Source organism: Anaerotruncus massiliensis (ex Togo et al. 2026), from assembly GCF_900199635.1.
Lineage (GTDB): Bacteria > Bacillota > Clostridia > Oscillospirales > Ruminococcaceae > Anaerotruncus > Anaerotruncus massiliensis.
Window position 1 is genome coordinate 1,098,286 of record NZ_LT962687.1, and the last position, 23,663, is coordinate 1,121,948.

The 23,663-nt window shown below is 64.7% G+C and carries 20 protein-coding genes; 13 read left to right on the forward strand and 7 right to left on the reverse strand.

Annotated elements, in window-relative coordinates; genetic code table 11:
• Window positions 1-14: 14 nt before the first annotated feature.
• The 3 genes from C1A13_RS05725 to C1A13_RS05735 form a co-directional block, all read right to left on the reverse strand.
• Window positions 15-674, reverse strand: a complete 660-nt coding sequence (locus C1A13_RS05725; protein WP_101549976.1) for a YczE/YyaS/YitT family protein — start codon at window positions 672-674, stop codon at window positions 15-17.
• Between the two features lie 30 nt (window positions 675-704).
• Window positions 705-1,547, reverse strand: a complete 843-nt coding sequence (locus C1A13_RS05730) for a YitT family protein (RefSeq protein WP_101549978.1) — start codon at window positions 1,545-1,547, stop codon at window positions 705-707.
• A 167-nt stretch (window positions 1,548-1,714) separates the two neighbouring features.
• Complete coding sequence (locus C1A13_RS05735; RefSeq protein ID WP_172439185.1) at window positions 1,715-2,539, reverse strand: Cof-type HAD-IIB family hydrolase; 825 nt, start codon at window positions 2,537-2,539, stop codon at window positions 1,715-1,717.
• A 126-nt stretch (window positions 2,540-2,665) separates the two neighbouring features.
• Between C1A13_RS05735 and C1A13_RS05740 the strand changes: the two genes are divergently transcribed.
• The 4 genes from C1A13_RS05740 (at window position 2,666) to C1A13_RS05755 (ending at window position 6,362) form a co-directional block, all read left to right on the forward strand.
• A complete protein-coding gene (locus tag C1A13_RS05740; protein WP_101549983.1) occupies window positions 2,666-3,493 on the forward strand; it encodes a putative RNA methyltransferase in 828 nt (275 codons plus the stop codon).
• Window positions 3,493-3,987 (forward strand): 4'-phosphopantetheinyl transferase family protein, encoded by a 495-nt coding sequence (locus tag C1A13_RS05745; protein ID WP_101549985.1) that lies wholly within the window; start codon window positions 3,493-3,495, stop codon window positions 3,985-3,987. The genes C1A13_RS05740 and C1A13_RS05745 overlap by 1 nt, the downstream gene beginning before the upstream one ends.
• A gap of 179 nt (window positions 3,988-4,166) precedes the next feature.
• Window positions 4,167-5,651 (forward strand): polyphosphate:AMP phosphotransferase, encoded by a 1,485-nt coding sequence (gene pap / locus C1A13_RS05750; RefSeq protein WP_101553191.1) that lies wholly within the window; start codon window positions 4,167-4,169, stop codon window positions 5,649-5,651.
• Window positions 5,652-6,152: 501 nt separating this feature from the next.
• A complete protein-coding gene (locus tag C1A13_RS05755; RefSeq protein ID WP_101549987.1) occupies window positions 6,153-6,362 on the forward strand; it encodes a ribbon-helix-helix domain-containing protein in 210 nt (69 codons plus the stop codon).
• Window positions 6,363-6,537: 175 nt separating this feature from the next.
• Here the strand turns inward: C1A13_RS05755 and C1A13_RS05760 are convergent, their stop codons facing one another.
• From C1A13_RS05760 to C1A13_RS05775, 4 genes are read right to left on the reverse strand one after another with little or no spacing between them, the layout of a single operon-like run.
• Window positions 6,538-7,074, reverse strand: a complete 537-nt coding sequence (locus C1A13_RS05760; RefSeq protein WP_101549989.1) for a hypothetical protein — start codon at window positions 7,072-7,074, stop codon at window positions 6,538-6,540.
• The gene (locus tag C1A13_RS05765) at window positions 7,067-8,479 is read right to left on the reverse strand and encodes an ABC transporter permease (protein ID WP_101549991.1); all 1,413 of its coding nucleotides are present in this window, start codon (window positions 8,477-8,479) and stop codon (window positions 7,067-7,069) included. Before C1A13_RS05765 ends, C1A13_RS05760 begins: the two co-directional genes overlap by 8 nt.
• Entirely contained in the window at window positions 8,466-10,070 is a 1,605-nt protein-coding gene (locus tag C1A13_RS05770) for a hypothetical protein (protein WP_101549994.1), read from the reverse strand. The genes C1A13_RS05765 and C1A13_RS05770 overlap by 14 nt, the downstream gene beginning before the upstream one ends.
• Complete coding sequence (locus C1A13_RS05775) at window positions 10,067-11,002, reverse strand: ABC transporter ATP-binding protein (protein ID WP_367379705.1); 936 nt, start codon at window positions 11,000-11,002, stop codon at window positions 10,067-10,069. The genes C1A13_RS05770 and C1A13_RS05775 overlap by 4 nt, the downstream gene beginning before the upstream one ends.
• Before the next feature lie 232 nt (window positions 11,003-11,234).
• Here C1A13_RS05775 and rlmD point away from each other — a divergent pair, with 232 nt between their 5' ends.
• From rlmD to C1A13_RS05820, 9 genes are all read left to right on the forward strand, one after another.
• Complete coding sequence (gene rlmD, locus C1A13_RS05780) at window positions 11,235-12,593, forward strand: 23S rRNA (uracil(1939)-C(5))-methyltransferase RlmD (protein WP_101549997.1); 1,359 nt, start codon at window positions 11,235-11,237, stop codon at window positions 12,591-12,593.
• Between the two features lie 345 nt (window positions 12,594-12,938).
• Window positions 12,939-15,056 carry a PTS sugar transporter subunit IIC/EAL domain-containing protein gene (locus C1A13_RS05785; protein WP_242970817.1) on the forward strand — a complete coding sequence of 706 codons (2,118 nt, stop codon included), beginning with the start codon at window positions 12,939-12,941 and terminating at the stop codon, window positions 15,054-15,056.
• A gap of 105 nt (window positions 15,057-15,161) precedes the next feature.
• Window positions 15,162-15,713, forward strand: a complete 552-nt coding sequence (locus C1A13_RS05790) for an RNA polymerase sigma factor (protein WP_101550000.1) — start codon at window positions 15,162-15,164, stop codon at window positions 15,711-15,713.
• Window positions 15,710-16,825, forward strand: a complete 1,116-nt coding sequence (locus tag C1A13_RS05795; RefSeq protein WP_101550002.1) for a DUF4367 domain-containing protein — start codon at window positions 15,710-15,712, stop codon at window positions 16,823-16,825. The genes C1A13_RS05790 and C1A13_RS05795 overlap by 4 nt, the downstream gene beginning before the upstream one ends.
• Before the next feature lie 46 nt (window positions 16,826-16,871).
• Window positions 16,872-18,500, forward strand: a complete 1,629-nt coding sequence (locus tag C1A13_RS05800; protein WP_101550004.1) for an immunoglobulin-like domain-containing protein — start codon at window positions 16,872-16,874, stop codon at window positions 18,498-18,500.
• A gap of 103 nt (window positions 18,501-18,603) precedes the next feature.
• Complete coding sequence (locus C1A13_RS05805; RefSeq protein WP_101550006.1) at window positions 18,604-20,190, forward strand: amidohydrolase; 1,587 nt, start codon at window positions 18,604-18,606, stop codon at window positions 20,188-20,190.
• Between the two features lie 7 nt (window positions 20,191-20,197).
• Window positions 20,198-20,761 (forward strand): NUDIX hydrolase, encoded by a 564-nt coding sequence (locus tag C1A13_RS05810; protein WP_101550008.1) that lies wholly within the window; start codon window positions 20,198-20,200, stop codon window positions 20,759-20,761.
• Window positions 20,758-21,810: an A/G-specific adenine glycosylase gene (gene mutY / locus C1A13_RS05815; RefSeq protein ID WP_242970818.1), complete on the forward strand. Its 1,053-nt coding sequence runs from the start codon at window positions 20,758-20,760 to the stop codon at window positions 21,808-21,810. The genes C1A13_RS05810 and mutY overlap by 4 nt, the downstream gene beginning before the upstream one ends.
• Before the next feature lie 369 nt (window positions 21,811-22,179).
• Entirely contained in the window at window positions 22,180-23,553 is a 1,374-nt protein-coding gene (locus tag C1A13_RS05820) for a citrate/2-methylcitrate synthase (protein WP_101550010.1), read from the forward strand.
• The last annotated feature ends 110 nt before the right edge of the window (window positions 23,554-23,663 follow it).

Here is a 23,663-nt window from a genome sequence, read left to right on the forward strand (position 1 = left end):
TTTTGGTTCCGTTATCACGCGGATTCGGCCTGCGGCGTCAGGCGGCGCAGGATGGAATAGAGCAGCCGCGCGGTGCGCGGCATGAAAAACTGGACAATCGGCCCGGTGAGCAGGGCGGTGATCACGGTGCCCACCCCGATGACGCCGCCGAGCAGGAGCCCGCTGACGACGAAGGTGAGGTCGACCGCGACGCGCATCCAGCGGAACTGGAGGTGCAGCTTGTCGCTCAGGAGGATCGCCAGCGAATCGTTCGCGCCGACGCCGACGCTCGCGTTGATGGAGGCGGAAAGCCCAAGCGCGATGAGCGCGCAGCTCGCCAGCACGATGACGACGCGCACCGGGAAGGGCAGGCCCTCGTGGATGACGCCGCGGAGCAGGCGGCTTGCGGCGTCGATCATCGGCCCGGTGATAAAGAGGGCGGCGAAGGTGCCCGCGCGGATATATTTGCGGTCGATGAAGAAATAGAGGACCAGCAGGGTGAAGTTGATGGCGATGTGGGCGGCGCCGTTGGAGATGTGGGCGGTGCGCGCCACCCCCTGCATGAGCATGCTGAACGGGTCGGTCCCGATGCCGGACAGGACGAACGCCGAGCAGCCGAGCGCGCAAACGGCGGTGCCGAGGCAGAAGTAGAGGACCCGCAGGATGAATTCGCGCGCCGGATAGGCTGGTTTCATGGTCGGACACTCCTTGTCGGGCGTAATGGGTCAGCTGTTGAGGAAGCCCTTGCCGATGATCTCCGACGTGTTGGAGATCAGGATGAAAGCGTTCGGCTCGGTGGCGCGGACGAATTGGCGCAGCGCCATGGCCTGTGGACGCTTGAGCGCGGTGAATACGATCGCCTTTTTGCCGTGGGTGAAGGCGCCCTGCGCCTCGCAGACGGTCGCGCTGCGCTTGAGCACATGCACGATGAAATGGCAGATGGGCTCGGGATTGTCGCAGATGATGTTGAAGTATTTGCAGAGGTTGATCGACTCGATGACGTTGTCGATGACGAGGGATTTGACCATGAGGCCGACGAAGGAGAAGAGGCCGGTCTTGATGTCGAAGACGAAGCAGGCGGAGAGCGCCACGATCAGGTCGGTAAAGAAGAGGGCGGCGCCGATGTCGGTGCTCGTGTGCTTTTTTAAGATCATGGCGACGATGTCGGTGCCGCCGCTCGACGCGCCGATGTTGAAAAGGATGGCCGACCCGAAGGCGGGCAGCGCGATCGCGTAGCAGAGCTCGAGCAGCGGCTGGTCGGTGAGCGGGGCGGACATGGGGCAGAACCGCTGGAGCAGCGACAGCCCGACCGACAGGAGCACGCTCGAGTAGGCGGTCATGAGGCCGAACCCCCTGCCGAGGAAGCAGAAGCCGACGGCAAGCAACGCCATGCTGATGACGAAGTTGATCGACGCGGCGGAAAAGGGCATGACGCGCGCGAGCACGACCGCGATGCCGGTCACGCCGCCGAAGGAGAAGTTATTGGGGAATTTAAAGAAATAGGTGCCCGCCACAATAATCAGGGTGCTGACGGTGATCAGCAGGAACTTCTTGATTTTTGGTGCCATAACCTTCCTCCCGCCGCGGCCGGACGCCGCGCCGTATTTTGTTCCCGGCGCCGGCGGGGCGCCGTTTCGTCTTTTTGGACTCCCCGCCGCCCGCCCGCAAAAGGGCCGCGCGCCTTCGGCGCGCAAAAATACCCGCGGCGCGGGCATTTTTCTTTTGCGGGCGAAGCTCAGAGCAGGAACCGTTCGATCGCCCGGGCGACGCAGTCGTCGTCGTTGGAGGGGCCGACCCAGTCCGCGACCGCCTTGATGTCGTCGTCGGCGTTGGCGGGGGCGGCGGCCAGCCCGGCGAAGGTGAGCATCTCCAGGTCGTTGCGGCTGTCCCCGACGGCCATGACCTCGTCGGGCGCGACGCCCAGGTATTCGCAGAGGAAGCGCAGGCCGTCCCCCTTGTCTGTGCCGGCGGCGTTGATTTCGATGTTCTGCGCGACCGACGAGGTGAGGGCGACCCCCTCCACCCCGCGCATCGCTTCCCAAACCGCCCGCTGGTGTTCGGGCGGCAGGTAGGGGACGTTGAATTTCTCGACCGGCGCGGCGGGATGCAGCAGGTATTCCCGCTGGTCCTCGACGGTGCGGCGGCCGCGCAGGAGGTTTTTCATCCGGCTCTCGGAAAAGCCGGAGGCTTCGATATAGGGGATGCGGCCCCGTTCGACGTAGTCGAAGCCGCCGCTGTAGATTTCGATAAAGACGGGAAAGGGCGCGAGCGCGTCGAAGACGCGCAGCGCCGTGTCCATGGGGATGGGGTTGGCGTAGAGGGGGGCCTCCCTGCGCAGGTCGAAGACGGAGGCGCCGTTGCAGGTGACGGCGTAATGGAGCCCCGGCGTCTGCTCGATGGCCTCGGGCAGGCGGTGGCGCATCCGGCCGGTGGCGGTCACAACGAACACGCCGCGCGCGTTGGCGGCCTCGATGGCCGCGCGGTTTGCGGGGGAGACGGTCACATGGTCGCTTTTAAGCGTCGTGCCGTCCATATCCAGGGCGAGGAGTTTGATCTTCATGCGGTTCTTCCCTTCCAATTCGATTCCAGCTACCATTATACACGCATGGGAAGCCGGACACAACCGGAAATTGACGGGGCGGCGCAAGGCTGGTACAATGAATAAAACAGCTTGACCGGGAGGGACATGGATTTGTACAGTTGTCCGGTATGCGGCGGGAGACTCGCGTGGGGGGAGCACGCCTGCCGGTGCCCGGAGGGGCACTCCTTCGACATCGCCGCGCAGGGCTATGTCAACCTTCTGCTCGCCAACCAAAAGAGCAGCCCCAACCCGGGGGACAACGCGGAGATGGTCGCGGGGCGCACCCGGTTCCTCGACAGCGGCAGCTACGCCCCGCTCTCCGACGCGCTGAACGGGACGGTTCTCGCTCTCTGCGGGGACGCGCCCCGCATCCTCGACGCGGGCTGCGGGGAGGGCTATTACGCCGCCCGCCTCTTTGAAGCGCTGGAAGGGGCGGGGAGGGCTCCCGCCCTCTTCGGCGTCGACCTGTCGAAGCCCGCCGTCCGGCACGCGGCCCGCCGCTGCCGCGGGGGCCGCTTCGCGGTCGCAAGCCTCTTCGCGCTGCCGCTCGCGGACGGGAGCGCCGACCTCGTCTACAACGTCTTTTCCCCCCTCTGCCCGCGGGAATTTTCCCGCGTGCTCGCCCCGGGCGGGCATTTCGTCGCCGCCTATCCGGCGGCCCGGCACCTGTGGGGGCTCAAAAGCGTCCTCTACGACGCGCCCTATGAAAACGCGGACAAGTCCTTCGAACTGGAGGGGTTCCATATCACGGACCGCCGCCGCGTGCGCTATTCCTTTACGCTGGAGGGGAGCGCCCTCATCGAGAGCCTCTTTTCGATGACTCCCTATTACTATAAGACCCCGGCGGAGGGGGCGGCCCGGCTCGCGGCGCTGGAAACCCTCACGACCGAGGCGGATTTCTGGGTGGTCGCCTACGGGAAGGGGGAGGCGTGATGGAAAACGCCGTCTGGGTCGCGCGCACCGGCGCGCGGGACCTCTCGGCGGCGGCCCGCGCGCTGCTTGCGCGCGCGCTTGGCCTGCCCGAGCCCCCGCGCGTCGAAAAGGACGCGCGGGGAAAGCCCTTTCTGCCGGATTTCCCGGGAATTCAAATCAGCATCTCCCACACGCGTGGCGCGGTGGCGGTCGCACTCTCGGAACGCCCCGCCGGCGTGGACGTGGAACCGGCCTCCCGCACGCTGCACGACTGGTTCCCCGCGCGGTTCTTTACCGGCGCCGAGCGTTCCCTCGCGGACTGCCCGGAGGAGGTGATCGCGGTGTGGACCCGCAAGGAGGCGCTTCTCAAACGGGATGGGCGGGGGATCACCCTGCCGCTGCGTGAGGTCGAAACGGCCGGCCGGGACGACCTCGTGACCCGGCGCGTCGGGGACTATGTGGTCTCCTTCTGCGGCGAGCCCGCCGCCTTTTCCCTCATCGAAACCACGCTCTGACAGGAAACGGTCCGCCATTGGCGGACTGTTTTTGTAATCCTGCACGATTCTGGTTGAAGAAAGTGGAAAAATATTGTATAATCGAGAGTAACAACCCTCCGCTCATGTGCCCGCGGCAAAAATCTCTCCGCACCGGGCACAATAGGAGGAAGCTCGGAATGAAAAGCGAGGAATAAATGATGCTGGAAAATCTGGATTTGGATGTTCGGATGGAAAAAGAGGAGTGGGACGCGGTGTCCGACGGCCTGAAACAGAAGCTCGGCGTGCTTCAGCAGCGCATCCGCGCGCTGAAGATCCCGATGGTGCTTGTCTTTGAAGGGTGGGGCGCCTCCGGCAAGGGGGACAAGATCTCCCGCCTGATCACCAACCTCGACCCGCGCGGTTTTTCGGTGCACAGCATCCTCGCGCCGACGGCGGACGAGCGGCGGTATCCGTGGATGCGGCCCTTCTGGCAGGCGCTGCCCACCTACGGGGACACGGCGATCTTTGACCGGAGCTGGTACCGCGCGGTTTCGGTGGCGCGGGATGAGGAACGCCTCACCCGCCGCGATCTCAACCACCGGTTCGACGAGATCGTGGACTTTGAGCAGCAGATTACCGACGACGGGTACGTGCTGGTGAAATTCTTCTTCCACATCTCCAAGAAGGAGCAGAAGAAGCGGCTCAAATTGCTGGACGATCAGAAATCGACCCGCTGGCGCGTGACAAAGGCCGATTGGGACCACAACCGCCGGTATGGCGAATATCTGGAAATTTTCGATGAGATGATCTCCCGCACCGACCGGCACAACGCCCCCTGGACGGTGGTGGCATCGACCGACCGCCGCTATGCGACCTGGAAGGTCTTTACCACTGTGATCGGCGCGATGGAGCAGGCGATCGAGCGCAAGGAGAACGGCTATGAAAAGCCGTTCACCGGCATCCGCGTGTCGGACGACATCAAGACGCTGCCCGCGCCGCGCCTGCGGGAGATCGACCTAAGCGTCACCATCGCGGAGGACGACTACCGCAAAGAGCTCAAGGACTGCCAGAAGCGCCTCTCCGAGCTGCACAACGAGCTCTACCGCCGCCGCATCCCGATGATCCTCGCCTACGAGGGCTGGGACGCGGCGGGCAAGGGCGGCAACATCAAGCGGGTGGCGGCGGCGCTCGACGCGCGCGGCTACGAGGTCATCCCGATCGCCGCGCCGACCGCCCTGGAAAAAAACCATCCGCACCTCTGGCGGTTCTGGAACGCGCTGCCCAAGGACGGGCATGTGGCGATCTTCGACCGCACCTGGTACGGCCGCGTCATGGTCGAGCACATCGAGGGGTTCTGCACCGACGAGGAGTGGGGCCGCGCCTACGACGAGATCAACCGCTTTGAGCGGGGGCTTGCCGAATGGGGCGCGATCATCCTCAAATTCTGGCTGCACATCGACAAGGACGAACAGCTCGCCCGCTTTACCGACCGCCAGAATACCCCGGAAAAGCAGTACAAGATCACCGATGAGGACTGGCGCAACCGCGACAAATGGGACGACTACGAGAAGGCGGTCGACGAGATGCTCCTGCGCACCAACACCGCCTATGCGCCGTGGATTGTCGTCGAGTCGAACGACAAGCGCTACGCCCGCATTCGGACGCTCAAGGCGATCATTGCGGCGATTGAAGCCAGGCTTTGATTTGCCGCGCTGCGCCCGGCAGGGCTATCGCGGGAATTGCCGCTTAAAAAAGCGGCAAGAAATACGAGCGCGTTCCGCCGCGCGCCACGGGTTCCTTTTCGGACGGACGAAAAGGAACCAAAAGTCCGCCTAAGGGGGCTCCGCCGCCCCCTTAGGAATCCCCGGGAGTACCTTGCCAGTACCCGCAGGTTACAGCCGCTCCCCACGGGTACACCAGCTGTGGGCACAATTCGGGTTGCGGACGCTCCCAACATCCGGGAACGGAAGGTACAAATAAAAAGGGCGCGCAGCGATCGCTGCGCGCCCTTTTTGCAAAGGCGGCTGTTATAGAAGGGAGTAACTGCCGATGAGTTACCAAGGGAAACGGTAACGAGGCAAATTCGGCCCACCAAAGCAAACGTACTTATGAAGCGTAATAATATTATACAGCATAATAAGCAGGAATGTCAATAAGTTTATGCTGTATAATAACCTTATTAAACAGATAAGGTTTTGATAGCAATGGCGACAATCAAAGTAAGCGGAGACCTCAAAAATAGAGATCGGTTATCGACGACCGTTGATAAGGGCCTGTATAAGGCGATCAAGGGTTATAGCGAAGAGTCGTTGGTGCCGATGTCGAAGATCATAGACGAGGCAGTGGAAGACTTCCTGATCAAAAAGAAAATTCCCTATGAGTGGGTTGCTCCTTACCGGGTGCCAAAGGAATAATAAAATGCGGACCGCGAAGCGGTCCGCATTTTTTGATGATTGATTTATCGAAACTGGCCTTCTTCGCTTCCTATCTTGGGCGAACAAGAAAGGAACTCGCCGCCGGTCGACTATCGGCAGGCCCTGCGCCCGCTGGGCGGAAGACCTAAGAGAAGAGGCCCGCCGGGGCGCAAAGCTAACGGGGGAAAGCATACTCCTCGTCGAGCAGGAACCGCACCCGGCCGGGCGGGGGATCGGCATAGGGGTTATACTCCATCCCGTTCAGCGAGCCGGCGTCCACAAGGTCGAGCCATCCGAACCGGGGCACGGAGACCTCCTCGAAATAGAGCCTGCGCACCCCGTAGCGGTCCTCGCCGGGGTCGTACCGGCCGGGAATCGGCCTGCGGTCGTACCGGACGAGGTAGGGCGCCGTCTCTCCGCCCCCGGGGACGCTGACCGTACAGACGACGGTGCGCGCGTCGGGATAGAAGGTCGCGTTATAGAGGATGGGGCCCGCGTCCTGTTCGGCGGGCAGGGGAGAGGCGACCAGTTCGTCGAGGTCAAGGCTGTGGTTGGGGCTTTGTGCGCGCAGGGAGGCCATCAGGGGCGTGTCGGGGCGCGCGTCGATGTACTGCTGTTTCTCAGCCTGTGTGCGGGCGGCCAGCAGGACCGCCGCGGCCAGCAGGAAGAGGAAAAGCGGGAGCGCGCGGCGGCGCTTTTTCGGTTTACTCATGCTTGATCGCCTCGAGGGCGGAAATCTTCATCGCGCGGTTGGCGGGCAGGATGCCGGAGATCAGGCCGATGAGGGTGGCGAAGAGGATCGCCGCCACGACGAGCCACGGCGGGATGAGGGAGACCTGCGCGGCGGCCTGCTCGCCGCCGCCCCCGTAGTAGCCCATATAGCGCATCGACATGCCGCTGTTGTCCCCGCCGAAGGAGAAGTTGAAGTAGTTCATCAAAAAGGAGATGAAATAGCTGAGGATGACGCCGATGATGCCGCCGACAAAGCCGATGACCCCGGCTTCCATCAGGAAGACGGAGCGGATGTTCTTGACCTTGCAGCCGAGCACCTTCATGACGCCGATTTCGCGGGTCCGCTCATAGATCGACATGATCATCGTGTTGGTGATGCCGATAGCCGCGACGAGCAGGGAGATGCCGCCCAGTCCGCCCAGGAACATCTGCTGCTGGCGGGCCTGCTCCTGCATCGGCTTGCGCACGTCCTCGGCCGAGTTCGTCTCGAAGCCCATCGCCTTGATGGCCTCCTGAACCGGCTCGACGTCCTCCATCGTGGCGACCTTGACGGTGACGTTGCTGTAGCCCTTGTTGTTGCGGGTGCTGGTCTTGATCTTGTTGACGCGGTTGTATTCCGCCTCGAGCCACTTGATGTCCTCGATGTCCATGATGATGCCCTGCGAGGTCTCCCAACCCTTGTCGTAGTCCTGCTTGACCCGCCCGACCGGCTTGATCTCGCGGGAGAACTGGGTGCTGTCGGGATCGTCCTCGTCCTGCTTGTTGCTGCGCAGGATGAGCTCGTCGTTCATGATGTCGACGAACGGCTTCTGCTTGAGCTCGCCGTTCTCGTCCGTCTCGGGCCAGCGGTAGTTGTCAAACTTTTTCTTGTTGTCCTGGAAGCTGTAGCCGGTGTATTCGCCGACCACCACATAGATCGGCTTTTTCTTTTCGGTCTGCGGCCCCGTGGGATATTCCCCCTCGAGCAGCGTGTAGCCCATTTTGGGCATGGCTTTGGCATACATGCCGGTGATGTCCCACAGCTCCATCTGGTAGCGGTCGTCCTTGCCCGCATAGATGCGCGCCTGGAGGCCGGGGGAATAGATGGGGGTCGCGACCTCGACGCCGGGGAGGTTCTGCATCTGCTCGACCGCCTTGTCGTCCATGACGGCGGCGTCGCCCTCGCCCATCCCGCTGTAGCGGTAGTTGTAGACGCTGATGGTGGTGAGGCGGCTGCCCATCTGCGCGAGGGTGTTTTCGAGTTGGAGGTTCATGCCGAGGCCGAGGGAGATCATGACGACGATCGCGCAGGTGCCGACCACCACGCCGACCACGGTGAGGATGGAACGCATCTTTCGGCGGAAGAGATTTCCAAAGCACATGGAAATCATATCAGATATCTTCATCGTCGTCCTCCAGGAAGGCCTCGTCCTCCTTACGGCGCGCGAGCATGAGCCTGATCAGGAAGGCCGCGAAGATCATGAGCACCACGCCGCCGACCATCCAGCCCCAGACGGGAATCGTCTGGTACCAGGGCGTCTCCTCGGGGACCTCGTCCATCGGGTTCATCGCGTCCATGCCGTCGTCGGAGGGCATCGAGAAGGAGATCGCGGTCGTCGTGAAGGGCTCGCGGATCTCGGTGACGTGCATGTTCGCGTCCTCGTAGGTGATGATGATCTCGCCCTTGACCTCGCCGCCCTCCAGGGCGCCGAGCTGGAAATCGGCGGAATCCTCCTTGCCGGCCTCGATGTTGCCGATGAACTGGCGCTGGCCGGGCTGGGCGATGTTGCCGGCGATTTCGGCGGAGACGTTGTAGATGGGGGATTTCCCCTTGTTGACAAAGGAGACCTCGATGCTCGTGTCGTCCCCGACATAGAGTTCGGAGGGGACCTCGACGGGGTTGAGGGTGAAGCGGTCGAGCTGGGTGACGGGGATGCTGATCTCCTGCTCGGAGGTCAGCTGCTTGCGCGCCTCGTCGATGACCGCCTCATAGGCAAAGTCGAGCTTGATCGCGTGAGAGATCGGTTCCGCGCCCGGCTTGACCGACAGCGCGATCGTGCGCTCGATCGACGACTCGCGCGACATCTTTTCAAGGTAGATGGTGTTGGAGGAGCCCTTGAGGGTGAACGCCTCGGGCACCGTGATCTTGATGACGATGTTGTCGATCGGGAGCTTTTTGCTCGTGTTGGTAAAACGCAGTTTGAGGGAGAAGTCGCTGGCCGCGGCCACGCTCGCGCCGCCGTAGTCGAACTCCGACACGATCAGCGTCGGAGTGGGCGGCGCGATATCCGGGCGGCTGGAGGAGTCGTCGTCATCGTCGTCGTTCTTGTTGTGTTCCCGCTCGCTCGAGGGGGATTTCACCTTGAGCTCGTTGAGCTCCTTGCTGAAATCGGTCATGCCGATGCCCCATTCGGGCGGGTAGGAGACGGAGAGGCGCAGGGTCTTGCTCTCGCCAGTGTATGTAATATCTGGATAGGTAATGGTATAGTAGACGCCCTTCTCGTTCGAGCTGGAACCCACAAAGAAATCAGGGTGGTCGCCCGGCAGATTGTTGATGCGAAAGACGTCCGTGTTGATCGAAAAGGCGAAGAAGTCATAGGGGTCCTTTCCGGCGACCAACGCGTCATACTGATCGTGGGTGAAACGGGTGTCGACCACGGTAATGACCATCTTGGCATGGTCACCGTTGGTGAGCTGGGTCAGGCGCTTGCCGTCCCTGAGAAACTGCACGCCCTGGATGTTGTAAGCATCCGATGTGGGGTCGGTCTTGTCGTCGCTGTTGCTTCCATCGCCGTCACGGGGCGTCACGTTCAGCACCGCGTCGGGTTCCTCCTTCGGCGCCTGGGATTCCACCTGCGTGGTGGTGCCGGCGGTATCGCCCTCCTCTGCGTAGACGGTCGTGCCCCGGAAAAGCGTGGCAAAGGAGATGCCCGCCGCCGAAAAGAGGAAGATCACGGCGAGCACGAGGGAGATCACGCGGCTGGAAAGATGGTTCATATCGGCAGTTCTCCTTTTTCTTCTTCAGCGGCCGCCGGGGCGGGCGGCGGAGCACAGGGCGCGTCCCCGTCGTCCGGAAGGATCAGCGGCTCGTCGTCGGGCGGCAGGGGGAGCTCCTCCTCGGCCGGGATGGGCCCTTCCGGGAGCTTTGGCTCCTCGGGAAGCACCGATTCGGGCGGCAGGGAATCCGCGTCGGTGGTCCCGTCGTAGATCGGCGTATGGGTGACGTCCGAGGTGATCGCGCCGTCGATCAGGGTGATGACCCGGTCGGCGTAGTCGGCGATCTCGGGGTCGTGGGTAACGATGATGAGCGTCTGCTGGTACCGGCGAGCGAACCGGACCATCATGCGCATGACGTCGATGGTCGTCCGGGTGTCGAGGTTGCCGGTCGGCTCGTCCGCGAAAACCACCTTCGGCCGCGAGACGAACGCGCGCGCGATGCCCACGCGCTGCTGCTGGCCGCCCGACATCTGGGTGGGCTTGTGGTGGGCGCGCTTTTTGAGCCCCACCGCGGCGAGCATCGCCATCGACGCCTTGTTGCGCTTCGATTTGGAGACCCCCTTGAAGATCATCGGCAGGGAGACGTTTTCGAGCGCGGTCATGGTTGGCAGGAGGTTATAGGACTGGAAGACAAAGCCCAAAAACCGCTGCCGGAAGATCGCGAGCTGGTTTTCCGACAGGCGGGAAATGTTGGTCTTTCCAATATATACCGAGCCGCGGGTAGGCTTTTCAAGCCCCGCGAGCTGGTTGAGCAGGGTGGATTTACCGGAACCGGAGGTCCCGACGATGCAGACGACCTGCCCCTTTAAAATTTCCAGGTTGATGTCCGCGAGGGCGACGACTTTTTCATCGCCGATGCGGTAGACCTTGCGCAGATGGCGCACGCTGATCATGGGTTTCGGGCCGTTTTTGGCCTGCGCGGCGGTTTCCAAAGTGCCACCCCCTTCCGGCATACCGATCAATAGGTGCGGCTTTTTCCGCGATTTACTGCAACAAATTCACACTGCCGTCAACGCGGCTTCACCGGGGCAACACAATCGGCGCGGGAGAATCCGGTTGTACCCGCCCAAAAACTGTGATACAATATCCGGAGAGCCGGCGAATGCAACGGAAAATACAGGATGAGTATAGCATAGATTGTCCGAAATGCAAAGGGGTGGGCGGATGCCGCGGAAGAACGACCTGGTGACGCTCGACGTCACCGATATGACCCATGAAGGCAGCGGCGTCGGGCATTTGGACGGCATGGCGGTTTTCGTGCCCGCCTCGGCGGTGGGGGACCGGCTGCTGGTGCGGCTGGTCAAGGTCAACAAGACCCACTGCTTCGGGAAGATCGAGCAGGTTTTGACCCCCTCGCCCGACCGCGTCCTCCCCGACTGCCCGGTGAGCCGCCGGTGCGGCGGCTGCGTCTTCCGGCACGTCTCCTACGAGGCGGAGCTGCGCTACAAGCAGGCCTTCGTCCAGCAGAACCTGCGCCGCATCGGCGGGATCGAGCTGGAAGTGGAGCCGATCCTGCCGTCGCCCCGGACGGAGGGCTACCGCAACAAGGCGCAGTACCCCGTCCGGATGCAGAAGGGGAAGCTTGCGGCGGGCTTTTTCGCGCCGCGCACCCATGAGGTGATCGACTGCCACGACTGCCGCCTCCAGCCGCCCGGCTTCGCGCGGATTCTGGAGACGGTGCTCGGCTACCTGCGGGACTGCCGCGTCCCCGTCTATGACGAGGCCGCGGGCGGCGGGCTGCTGCGCCACGTCTACCTGCGCGCCGGGCAGCGTTCGGGCGAGACGATGGTCTGCCTCGTCGTCAACGGCGACCGCCTCCCGCACGAGCGGGAGCTGGTCGAGCGCCTGCGCGCCTGCGACCCGCGGATCGTATCGATCGTCCTCAACGTCAACGACCGCCCGACCAACGTCATCCTCGGGCGGGAGACCCGCGTCCTCTATGGGAAGGGACAGATCAGCGACGTGCTCTGCGGGGTGGAGTTCGACCTCTCCCCCCAGTCCTTCTACCAGGTGAACAGCCCCGGCGCCGAACGGCTTTACGGCGTGGCCGCCGATTTCGCCGCGCTCACCGGGGAGGAGACGGTGATCGACCTCTACTGCGGCGCGGGCACGATCGGGCTCTCGCTGGCGGGCCGCTGCAAAGAGGTGATCGGCGTCGAGGTCGTGCCGCAGGCGGTGGAAAACGCGGTCGCCAACGCGCGCCGCGCGGGCATTTCCAACGCGCGCTTCTTCTGCGCCGACGCGGCGGAAGCCGCCGCGCGCCTTTCGCGGGAGGGGATCCGCCCCGGCGTGGTCATCCTCGACCCGCCGCGCAAGGGCTGCGAGGAGGCGGTGCTCGAATCGGTCGCGCGGATGGCTCCCGGGCGGGTCGTCATGGTCTCCTGCAACAGCGCCACGATGGCCCGCGACTGCGCCGTGTTCGCCCGCCTCGGGTATGAGACGGTCCGCTGCCGGCCGGTCGACATGTTCCCGCGCACCGCGCACGTGGAGGCGGTGGTGCTGCTGGTAAAAGCGGAGACCTGACCCGTGTTTCATGGAAGAAGCCATCAGATGAAACGGAGGCACCGGTATCGGCGTGGATGAATTGGAACAGTACAGGCAGCGGCTGCGGATCATCCTGGAGGCTGAGAAGATCTGCGTTTTCGAGCTGGACGGCGTCGTCTGCTCGTGCAGCGCCGGCGCCGCGTTTTATCCCCGGACACGCCCGATTTTGACGCGCTGTTCAAAAAGGCGGATATGGCGCTCTACGAGGCGAAAACCTCAAGGGAAAGGGTCGTCTTTTACCACGGGGGACCCGGGGACGGCGCCCCCGGACACACAGATTAAATGGCCGACGCGCGCCGGAGCGGCGGCGTTGGAGATCGGACGGTGAACGCGGTGAAATCGTCGCCCAGCGTCCTGGAACGCCTCTACGGGGGCATCGAGGACAATCGAATACTCACGTCGGTCCGCCGGGGAATGGTGCTCGCCATTCCGGAAATCCTGGTGGGCTCCTTTGCGCTGCTGCTTCTGAGCCTCCCGGTTGGCGGCTGGCAGACGCTGCTCGACGGGCTGTGGAGCGGGTCTCTCCGGCTGCTGCTGACGGTGGTGCGCGACGCGACGCTCGGCGTCATCTCGCTGATCATGCTGCTGACGATCAGCTACAGCTACGAGGAGGAGACGCCCGCCGGACACCGGGGGACCCTCCCCTTCGTCAGCCTCTGCGCCTACCTCGCGTTCACCTACGGGCCGGAGGGCTTTGCCTTCGCGGCCTTTGAGAGCTCGCGGCTGTTCGGCGCGATCGTGGTGACGATCGCCAGCTGCGCGCTTTTCACCCTGCTGTCCGAGCGGTTCTCCATCCGGATGCGCTCCTACACCGACGGCTCGGACTCCGCCTTCCAGCGGTCGATCTCCGCGATCGTGCCCGCCTGCCTGGTGATCGGCCTTTTCGCCCTGCTGGGCGTCCTGCTCACCCGCGTGCTGGGGGGCGCCGATTACTCGGTGGCGTTTTCCGGCTGGTTCGAGGGGCTCTTCCTGCGGATGGGGCGGGGGCTGGGCAGCGGGCTGCTCTTCATCCTGCTGATGCATCTGATGTGGTTCTTCGGCATCCACGGGAGCAACGTGCTCGACGGGGTTGCGCACGAGGTCTTCCGCGCGGGCATGGACGTGAACCTTGCCCGGCTTGCAGCCGGGCAGGCCCCCACCGAGATCGCCACCAAGACCTTTTTCGACACCTTCGTGCTCTTCGGCGGCTGCGGGACGCTGCTCTGCCTGGTCGTCGCCATCTTCCTGTGCGACAGGCGCAAAAACGTCCGCGGGCTCTCCAAGATGGCGCTTGTGCCGGTGCTCTTCAACATCAACGAGCTGATAATGTTCGGCGTCCCCATCGTGCTCAACCCCATCTACCTGGTGCCCTTCCTCTGCACGCCGCTCGTGCTGACGGTCATCAGCTATCTGGCGACGCTGGCGGGGCTGGTGCCCGTCGCGATCCACACGGTCGAATGGACGACCCCGATCTTTTTGAGCGGCTACGCCGCGACCGGGTCGGTCGCGGGGAGCCTGCTCCAGCTGGTGAACCTCGCGGTCGGCGTGGGCATCTACCTGCCCTTTGTGCGCCTCGCGCAGGCCCGCCAGCTGCGGTCGCTGGAAAAGCAGATGGAGCGGCTGGCCGGGGAGGTCCGGGCCTGCGAGGCGGCGGGCGAACGCCCGGCGCTGCTGGCGCGCGGCGGCCAGCTCGGCTCGATGGCGAAGCTGCTGGCGGAGGATCTGCGCTACGCGCTGCGCAGCGGGGGCGTGCGGCTTCACTACCAGCCCCAGACCGACGCGCGGGGGCGCGTGTGGGGCGCGGAGGCGCTGCTGCGCTGGGAGCATGGGCCGGGCGGGTTCGTCTACCCGCCGCTCGCGGTCGCGCTGGCGGCGGAGGGCGGCTTCGCGGACGAGCTGGCCGCGTTCGTCGTGGACACGGCCTGCCGCGACCTGGCGGCGCTCAGCGAATGGAGCTGCCGGGAGCTGGAGATCTCCTGCAACCTGACCGCCGGGCAGCTGACCGCGCCCGGCGCGCCGGAGCTCGTGAAAAAGGCGATCGAACGCTACCACATCCCGCCGGGGAGGCTCGGCGTGGAGCTGACCGAACAGGACGCGCTGTCCGGCGCGCCGCAGATGACCGAACGGCTCGCGGCGCTGCGGGAGACGGGCGCGCGGATCATCATGGACGATTTCGGCATGGGGCACAATTCGATGCTCTACCTGCAGGACAGCCAGTTCGACATGGTCAAGCTCGACGGCTCGCTCGTGCGGGAAATGACGGACAATCCCCGCACCGGGGAGATCATTTCCACAATCGTGCGGCTGTCCGAATCGCTCGGCTTCCGCGTGGTGGCGGAGTATGTGGAGACGCCCGCGCAGCTTGAGGCGCTCGGCGCGCTCGGGTGCAGATATTACCAGGGGTACCTCTTCAGCCCCGCGATTCCGCTTTCCGAGCTGAAGAAGTACATCCGGGAGCACTGAACGCGGCGGGGCCGCCCGGAAATTCGGCGGAGGGCCTTTTGTTCGGGGGAAAGGTATGGTATACTTTTTTCGGTATAATCCACGGGAGGAAAGGGCGGTGAAGGAATGCTGGTGTATCTGGCCGCGCTCGACAGCGAGCGGGAGCGGACGAAGTTTGAACAGGTCTACCTGACCTACCGCCAGGTGATGTTCTATACGGCGAACAGCATCCTGCGCGACCCGCAGCTCGCCGAGGACGCGGTGCACCAGGCTTTCCTGCGCATCCTCGACCACATGCAAAATATTGGCGAGGTGGAGTGTCCCCAAACCAAAAGCTTTGTGGTTATAATTGTAAGGAACATTTCGATCAACCTCTATAACAGCCGCAAGAAAAAGGCGGTGGTCTCGTTCGACGAGCTCGAAAACTGGACGGCGGATACCGCCGCGGTCCCGGTGGACGAGGTGGAGTCGCGCGAGGGCTACATGCACCTGATGGACCTGATCGACCGGCTGCCGGAGGGTTACAGAAGCGTGCTGATGCTGAAATACGACAACGGCTTTTCGACGGGTGAAATCGCCTCGATGCTGAACCTGAGCGAGGAAAACGTCAAAAAGCGGCTTCAGCGCGCAAAAAAGAAATTGGAGCAGGAGCTCCTGACGGAGGAGGTGAACATATGACAGAGCTTCATGACGACCTGCTGGAAAAGGCTTTCGGCGAGGCGCGCGAACGAATGCTCGCGCGGCTTCCGGACGACGCAAAGCTCGATCATGTGTTCTCCGGAGAATTTGAGGAACGGATGCGGCGGATGATCCGGGCGGAGAAACGCAGCCCGTGGCAGCGGCGGATGACCGCGTTTGCGCGCCGCGCCGCGGTGATCGTGGTGGCGGCCGTGGTCGGCTTTTCCGCCTGCGTCCTGAGCGTCGACGCGTGGAAGCAGGGCCTCTTCAAGATGGTGGAGGAGAAGTTCCCCGAGTACTCGAGCATCACCTACGAGCCGGTCGACGGCGCCGCCGGCGTGGCGGAGTTCACCCTCGCCGAGTACCAGCCCGCCTACCTGCCGGACGGATTCCGCCTCACCGAGCAGATGCTCGCCGACAGCATCAACTGGTCGACCTACACCAACGCGGAGGGGGATATGATCTCCTTCCAGCAGTCGATCCTCGGCAGCGGGACGATGGCGATCAACACCGAGGGCTCCCAGCTCGAGGAATTCGACCTGGGCGGCGAGACCGCCTATAAAATGGATAACCGCGGCAGCCAGTTTGTGCTGTGGAACGACAACCAGTATTCCTATATGGTGCTCACCAACGATATGACCCTCGACGAGGCGGTACGGATCGCCGCGTCGATCCGGCTCTACCCGCCCGACGCGCCCCATCCGCCCCACCTGCCGGTCGACCAGGGGCTGCTTCCCGACCCCTACACGCCCGAGGAGGCTGCGGAGAACGGGGACGTGGTGATCAGCGGCGGCGGGATCGAAAACGTGCAGGCGCTCGAGGCGCTCTTGAACGCGCAGCAGGCCAGCCCCGCGCAGTGGACGCAGCTCATCATCCGTGTGACGGATTTCGACCGGGGCGGCCCGATCATCCGCGACCTCTATTTTGACGGCTTCCGCGTCCACTGCGACGAGGACAACACCCGTACCGAGGGCCAGGAAAAGAACACCTACAGCGGCTACACCTACGCGAAGCTGGTCAGGGAGACACAGGACGGCGTCACGGTCGTCTACGGCATCGACGACTATACCGGCGACCGGGTGGAGCTGATCCGCTACGACGAGACGAAATAGGCTTCCCACATCAGAGAGCGGCGTTTTGCCGGGGGAGGACAACAGGATGAAGCTTTTACGGAAATTTTCAGGAGCAGCGCTTGCGCTGCTCCTGCTTGTATCCGCGGGACTGCCCGCGTCGGCGCTGCTCAAATCGTCGCCCGCGCGGCAGGAGCTCCCGGAGCTGACGCTGGCCTACGGCGCGGAGCGCGCCACGGCGGCGACCGGCGGTTATGAGTGGGACTATGGGGACGGCTCGAAGGAGATTGCGGACGCGCCGCACCCGCTCGACGAGGGCTACCGGATGCCGATCCTGCTGCGGCGCGTGAGCGTCGGGCGGATCGACCTGTCCTTCGGCCTGCGTCCCGACCGGGTCACCGTCAGCCGCTGGGACCTCTCCGACCGCGGGAATTTTGGCGCGGAGCCCCAGACGCAGACGCTGCGTGACCTGAGGATCGAGGTCCCCGGCACGGGGTCCTATATCTATGAGGTCGCGGCCGAGTGGGAGCAGGGGAGCGCTTCCTATGCCTTTGAGTTCGGCCTCGCTTCGGACAGCACCCGCATGGCGCTCTCCGACCTGCCGGAGGAGTATCCGGCCGAGACGGCGCTCGCCAACGGGGACGTCGTCTCGCGTGAAGGCGCATCCGCGCTGGGCAACCGCGAAAAGCTCGACACCTTCCTTTCGGGGGTGGAGAGCAGGACGCCGGCCTCGGTGCGCGTCGCTTCCTACGGGGAAGCGGGCGGGCCGATCGTCTACGACCTCGCCTACGACGGAAAGGAAATCCTCTGCACGGTCGACCGCACACGCGACGGGAGCCTTGCGGACGACCTGCGCGGGATCACCGAGCGGGTCTATGCCTCGGCGGCCATCGAGTGGGAGCACAGCGTCGATTCGGGCGGCAGCACCGCCTACCTGCGCCTGTCCGGCGCGTCGGGAGGAAAGCTGACGGTGGCGCGGTTCGTCCCCATCGAGATGGCGGCGGAGGAGGAGAGCTGCCCTGAAGGGACCGAGAAGCTCTCTGTTTTGATCCGGAACAACACAGGGGACGAGGCGAGCTTCGACGCGGTGTTCGCGCTCGAGGCGTACCTGAAGGACAAATGGACCGCGGTCCCCTTCGACGGGACGTTCGACGACTGGGCGGGCGTTCTGCCCGCCGGGAGCGAAGCCTCCTGCGAGGTGGACCTCTCCCAGGTGGGGGAGACGCTCGTTCCGGCGCGTTACCGCGTCGTCAAGCTCCTGCGCTGCGGCAACCGCAGCCTGCGGGTGTCCGCGCCCTTCACGGTCACCGAGCCCGCCGACCGGCTGGCGCTTGAAAAACCGATGGAGATCGGCATCATGATCGGCAACGGCAAGCAGATGACCGCCGCGACGCTGACCCGGCGCGGCCGGTATGAGGAGGTCTCGCCCGTCACCTACGTGATGAGCGAGCTGGGGCGGTTCCGCCCGGTGCCCGCCGACTGGCGGCTGGGCGGCGCGGCCGAGACGGACGGCGCGAGCCTTACCCTCTCCTATGCGGACGGCTCGGAGGTGAAGCTCTACCTCGATCCCAACACGGACCGCCTGCGCGACGGGCAGGACCCGCAGCCGCTGACGCTGCTCTCGCTCGGCGGAAAGAACTACTACTCGGACGGGGAGGCGTACGCCCGGATCCGGAAATGCGCGGCCGCCGTGGGTGGAAAGGCGCAGCTCCAATAACCCAAAGCGGACGGGCCGCCCGGCTGACGCCGGGCGGCTTTTCGATTGGATTTTCCCACCGCGCTGTGGTAGAATAGTGGGGAAACCAAAAAGGAGGCGCGGTATGAAACGGACGGTTTATTACGGCGGGGACATTCTCACGCTCGAAGGCGGCGGACGCGCCGAGGCACTGCTCGTGGAGGACGGGGTCATCCGGGAGCTGGGGACGAAGGAGGCGCTGTTGGCCTCCTTCCCGGGCGCGGAGCGCGCGGACCTGCGGGGCCGCACGCTGATACCCTCCTTCATCGACCCGCACAGCCACATCACCTCCTTCGCGCAGACCTTCGGGCTCGTATCCCTTGAGGGGTGCCGGGAGATCGCGGAGGTGGTCAAACGGATCGCGGACCACCGGGAAAAGGGCCGGGTGAAGCCGGGCGAATGGATCTGCGGGTTCGGCTACGACCACAACGACCTGAAGGAGCGCCGCCACCCCGGCCGGAAGGCGCTCGACCGCGCCGCCCCGGACAATCCCGTGCTGATCTCCCACGCGTCGGGACATATGGGGGCGGTCAATTCGGCGGCGCTCCGGGAGATGGGGATCACCGCGGACACCCCCGATCCGGACGGCGGGCGGATCGGCAGGGTGGACGGCTCCCGGGAACCGGACGGCTATCTCGAGGAGACGGCGTTCATCTCCCGTTCCAACGCGGTCCCGCTGCCCTCGGAGGAGGAGCGGTTCCGCCAGATGGAGATGGCGCAGGACGCCTACCTGCGGTACGGCATCACGACGGCGCAGGACGGCTTGACCCGTCCGGCCGAGTGGGAGCTGCTGAAGGGGATGTCGGAGGCGGGGAAGCTCCGGCTCGACGTGGTGAGCTACCTCGATCAGAAGCAGTGCCCCGGGCTTCTCAGGGAGAACCCGGAGTGGTACGGCCGGTACCGCGGGAACCTGCGCATCGGCGGATATAAGATTTTCCTCGACGGCTCGCCGCAGGGACGCACCGCGTGGATGAGCGAGCCCTATGAGGGCGCGGCGGACGGCTACCGGGGCTACCCCTCCTATACCGACGAACAGCTGGAGGCCTTCGTGCGGCAGGCGGTGGACGAACGGGTGCAGCAGCTCGTGCACTGCAACGGCGACGCGGCCTGCGGCCAGCTCATCGGCGCTTACCAAAAGGTCGCGGGCGGGGACCTGGGGCTTCGCCCGGTGATGATCCACGCGCAGCTCGTGCGGGAGGACCAGCTCGCCGAGATGGCGAAGCTCGGCATGATCGCCTCCTTCTTCGTGGCGCACACCTGGTTCTGGGGGGACGTGCACCTCAAGAATTTCGGCGCGGCCCGCGCCGAAAAGATCAGCCCCGCCGCGAGCGCGCTCCGGGAGGGGGTCGTCTACACCTTCCACCAGGACACGCCGGTCATCCAGCCGGATATGCTCTTCACCGTCTGGTGCGCGGTCAACCGGCGCACCAGGGCGGGCGTTGTGCTCGGCCCGGAGGAGCGGCTCTCCGTAACGGACGCGCTGCGCGGGGTCACGGCGAACGCGGCCTACCAGTATTTTGAGGAGGACCGGAAGGGGACCATCCGCGCGGGCAAGCGGGCGGATCTGGTCGTGCTCGACCGCAATCCGCTGGATGTCCCGGCGGAGGAGCTGAAAAACCTGCGGGTGCTGGCGACCATCAAGGCGGGGGAACCGCTCTATCGAAAGGAATGACAGCAAGTTGAACTACCGTGAAGAGATTGCGGCCTACCGGCCGCGCGGGGAGGAGGAGGCCGCCGACCAGGCGCTCATTCTCTCGATGATCGAACATTTTCCCGATACGGTGCTCACCCGCGAATGCCTCGCGGGGCACATCACCTCGTCGGGCTTTATCGTCAATGAGACGCGCGACAAGACGCTGATGGCGTGGCACAACATCTACCGCTCGTGGGCGTGGACGGGCGGCCACGCGGACGGCGCGCCCGACCTGCTCGCGGTCGCGCTGCGGGAGGCGCGCGAGGAGACGGGCATCCTGCGGGTGTCGCCCCTCTCCCGGGAGATTGCGGGGCTGGACGTGCTGACGGTGCCGGGGCATGTCAAACGGGGAAAATACGTCCCCACCCACCTGCACCTGTCGGTCTCCTACCTGCTGTCCGCGCCGGAGGACCAGCCGCTGGCCGTCAAGAGCGACGAGAACAGCGGGGTGCAGTGGATCCCGATCAGCGAGATCGAAAGCTACAGCAGCGAACCGGAGATGTACCCCGTCTACCGCAAGCTGGTGGAACGGATGCGAAAGCTGCCGTGAGGCTGGAGGAGATCGTAGAACCGCTGCTCGGCTGGTACGCGGAAAACGCCCGCGACCTGCCCTGGCGGCGGGAGGTCACCCCCTACCGCGTGTGGATCTCCGAGATCATGCTCCAGCAGACCCGCGTGGAGGCGGTCAAGGGGTATTTCGCGCGGTTTATCGGCGCGCTGCCCGGCCCGGCGGAGCTGGCCGCCGTCGACGAGCGGGAGCTGCTGAAGCTGTGGGAGGGACTCGGCTACTACAGCCGCGCCCGCAACCTCCGGAAGGCCGCGCGGGTGATCATGGAAACGTACGGCGGGGAACTGCCCGCCTCCCACGAGGCGCTGCTGACGCTGCCGGGCGTCGGCCCCTATACGGCCGGGGCGGTCGCGTCGATCGCGTTCGGCCTTCCCGAGCCCGCCGTGGACGGCAACGTGCTGCGGGTGCTCTCCCGGCTGACGGCGGATAACAGCGACATCGCGGACCCCGCGGTCAAGCGCGCCGCCGAACGGACGGTGCGCGGGATCATCCCCGCCGGGCGCGCGGGGGCGTTCAACCAGGCGCTCATGGAACTGGGCGCGACCGTCTGCGCGCCGAACGGCCCGCCCGCCTGCGGGCGCTGCCCGCTCGCGGGCCTCTGCGCGGCGCACGCGGCGGGGAACGAAACAGCCTATCCCGTCAAGGCCGCGAAGAAGGCGCGCCGCGTCGAGGAGCGCACCGTGCTCCTGCTCGTGCGGGACGAGCTGCTCGCGCTGCGCCGCCGCCCGGCGAAGGGGCTGCTGGCGGGGCTGTGGGAGCTGCCCAACCTGCCGGGCGCGCTCGACGGCGCCGGCGCCGTCGAGGCGGCGCGGACGCTGGGGCTGGCCCCGCTGCGGGTGGAGCCGCTCGGCCCGGCCAAGCACATCTTCACCCACATCGAGTGGCACATGACCGGCTACCGCGTCACCGTCGAGGAGGCGCAGGCGGGGGAGGGGCTCGAGTGGATCGATCCCAGGGGGCTGCGGGAGGACTATCCGCTGCCCTCCGCGTTTTCGGCCTACCTCGCGCCCTATCTCGCTGCGGGCGGGTGACGCCGCCCGGACGTCAGGAGAAATCCGTTTGAAGTCCGGCGACCGGAGATGGGAGACCGCCCGTTGGGCGGTCTCTTTTTGTCAGGGAGATTTTTCAAGCGGGGTTGCCGAAACAGGGAAAATGTGCTATAATAACACCATCCTAAACTGGGGGAATGTTTCGTCCCCCTGTAAGCTGTAACCGGGACCGCCGGGCCCGCCCCGCGGCCGTGTGCGCCATGACGGATGGCCGTCTGCCGAGATTCGATTCGACAGGCGGCTTTGCGTTATTCAAAGTTTGGAAACGAATTGTCCACAATTTTTTGGTATAATAAGGTGATTCATTAAATCAATAAAAACATAAAGAGGAACAGAAAGGGAGTGTGACACATGTCGTCCAACAACCCGTATTCCGAGATTACGCAGGAAATACTGGACCTTTCCGAGCTCTGCCGGAAGGGCAGCGCCATTGACCCCGCGCTGTATGAGAAACTGGACGTGAAACGCGGCCTGCGCGACATCAACGGCAAGGGCGTGCTCGCGGGGCTCACCGAGATCTCCGAAATCCAGTCCAGCATGGTGGACGAGAGCGGCTCGACCATCCCCTGTGAGGGCAAGCTCTTCTACCACGGCATCAACATCAAGGACCTCGTCTCCGGATTCATCCGCGAAAAGCGGTTCGGTTTCGAGGAAGCCGTCTACCTGCTGCTCTTCGGGCAGCTGCCCAGCGAACGGCAGCTGAAGGATTTCTCGGCCCTGCTCGCCCGTTACCGCACGCTCCCGACCAGCTTTGTGCGCGACATCATCATGAAGGCGCCGAGCCGCGACATGATGAACACCCTCGCGCGCAGCGTGCTCACCCTCTATTCCTACGACGACCGCGCCGACGACATCAGCATCCCCAACGTGCTGCGCCAGTGCCTCCAGCTCATCGCGCTCTTCCCGCTGCTGTCGGTCTACGGCTACCAGGCCTACAACCACTACCACGAGGGACAGAGCCTCTATATCCACGCGCCCGACCCCGAGCTTTCGACGGCAGAGAACATCCTGCGCATCCTGCGCCCCGACAGCAAGTACACCGCCCTGGAGGCCCGCGTGCTCGACGTGGCGCTCGTGCTCCACGCGGAGCACGGCGGCGGCAACAACTCGACCTTCACCACCCATGTCGTCTCCTCCTCCGCGACCGACACCTATTCGGTCATCGCGGCCGCGATCGGCTCCCTCAAGGGCCCGCGGCACGGCGGCGCGAACATCAAGGTCGTCAAGATGTTCGACGACATGAAGAAGACCCTGCCCGACTGGACCGACGAGGACGCCGTGCGCGGCTACCTCAAGGCGCTGCTCAACAAGCAGGCGTTCGACCACGCGGGGCTCATCTACGGCATGGGCCACGCGGTCTACTCCCTCTCCGACCCGCGCGCCGACATCTTCCGCGCGTTCGTCAAATCGCTGTCGGAGGAGAAGGGGCTCGACAAGGAATACGAGCTCTACTCCCTCGTCGAGCGGCTCGCCCCCGAGGTCATCGGCGAGGAGCGCCGCATCTACAAAGGCGTCTCCGCCAACGTCGACTTCTACAGCGGCTTCGTCTACAGCATGCTCGACCTGCCGACCGAGCTGTTCACCCCGATCTTCGCCATCGCACGCATCGCGGGCTGGAGCGCCCACCGCATCGAGGAACTGTGCAACGCGGGCAAGATCATCCGCCCCGCCTACCAGAGCGTGGCGCCCCGCGCCGACTACATCCCGCTGCACGAGCGGCAATAACGGAAGCCCAGAGGCCCGCCGTCCGGCGGGCCTCTTTTTTGTGCGCCGAAATCCATAAAGGCGGGGGCGGGGACGGGCCTGCGATTTGTCGATTTTGCGGGAATGGCATT

What these genes read in the sequence shown, in the direction of transcription:
- C1A13_RS05725 (WP_101549976.1), bottom strand. Translation starts at nt 674, where the DNA reads ATGAAACCAGCCTATCCGGCGCGCGAATTCATCCTGCGGGTCCTCTAC.
- C1A13_RS05730 (WP_101549978.1), bottom strand. Translation starts at nt 1,547, where the DNA reads ATGGCACCAAAAATCAAGAAGTTCCTGCTGATCACCGTCAGCACCCTG.
- C1A13_RS05735 (WP_172439185.1), bottom strand. Translation starts at nt 2,539, where the DNA reads ATGAAGATCAAACTCCTCGCCCTGGATATGGACGGCACGACGCTTAAA.
- C1A13_RS05740 (WP_101549983.1), top strand. Translation starts at nt 2,666, where the DNA reads ATGGATTTGTACAGTTGTCCGGTATGCGGCGGGAGACTCGCGTGGGGG.
- C1A13_RS05745 (WP_101549985.1), top strand. Translation starts at nt 3,493, where the DNA reads ATGGAAAACGCCGTCTGGGTCGCGCGCACCGGCGCGCGGGACCTCTCG.
- pap (WP_101553191.1), top strand. Translation starts at nt 4,167, where the DNA reads ATGCTGGAAAATCTGGATTTGGATGTTCGGATGGAAAAAGAGGAGTGG.
- C1A13_RS05755 (WP_101549987.1), top strand. Translation starts at nt 6,153, where the DNA reads ATGGCGACAATCAAAGTAAGCGGAGACCTCAAAAATAGAGATCGGTTA.
- C1A13_RS05760 (WP_101549989.1), bottom strand. Translation starts at nt 7,074, where the DNA reads ATGAGTAAACCGAAAAAGCGCCGCCGCGCGCTCCCGCTTTTCCTCTTC.
- C1A13_RS05765 (WP_101549991.1), bottom strand. Translation starts at nt 8,479, where the DNA reads ATGAAGATATCTGATATGATTTCCATGTGCTTTGGAAATCTCTTCCGC.
- C1A13_RS05770 (WP_101549994.1), bottom strand. Translation starts at nt 10,070, where the DNA reads ATGAACCATCTTTCCAGCCGCGTGATCTCCCTCGTGCTCGCCGTGATC.
- rlmD (WP_101549997.1), top strand. Translation starts at nt 11,235, where the DNA reads ATGCCGCGGAAGAACGACCTGGTGACGCTCGACGTCACCGATATGACC.
- C1A13_RS05790 (WP_101550000.1), top strand. Translation starts at nt 15,162, where the DNA reads ATGCTGGTGTATCTGGCCGCGCTCGACAGCGAGCGGGAGCGGACGAAG.
- C1A13_RS05795 (WP_101550002.1), top strand. Translation starts at nt 15,710, where the DNA reads ATGACAGAGCTTCATGACGACCTGCTGGAAAAGGCTTTCGGCGAGGCG.
- C1A13_RS05800 (WP_101550004.1), top strand. Translation starts at nt 16,872, where the DNA reads ATGAAGCTTTTACGGAAATTTTCAGGAGCAGCGCTTGCGCTGCTCCTG.
- C1A13_RS05805 (WP_101550006.1), top strand. Translation starts at nt 18,604, where the DNA reads ATGAAACGGACGGTTTATTACGGCGGGGACATTCTCACGCTCGAAGGC.
- C1A13_RS05820 (WP_101550010.1), top strand. Translation starts at nt 22,180, where the DNA reads ATGTCGTCCAACAACCCGTATTCCGAGATTACGCAGGAAATACTGGAC.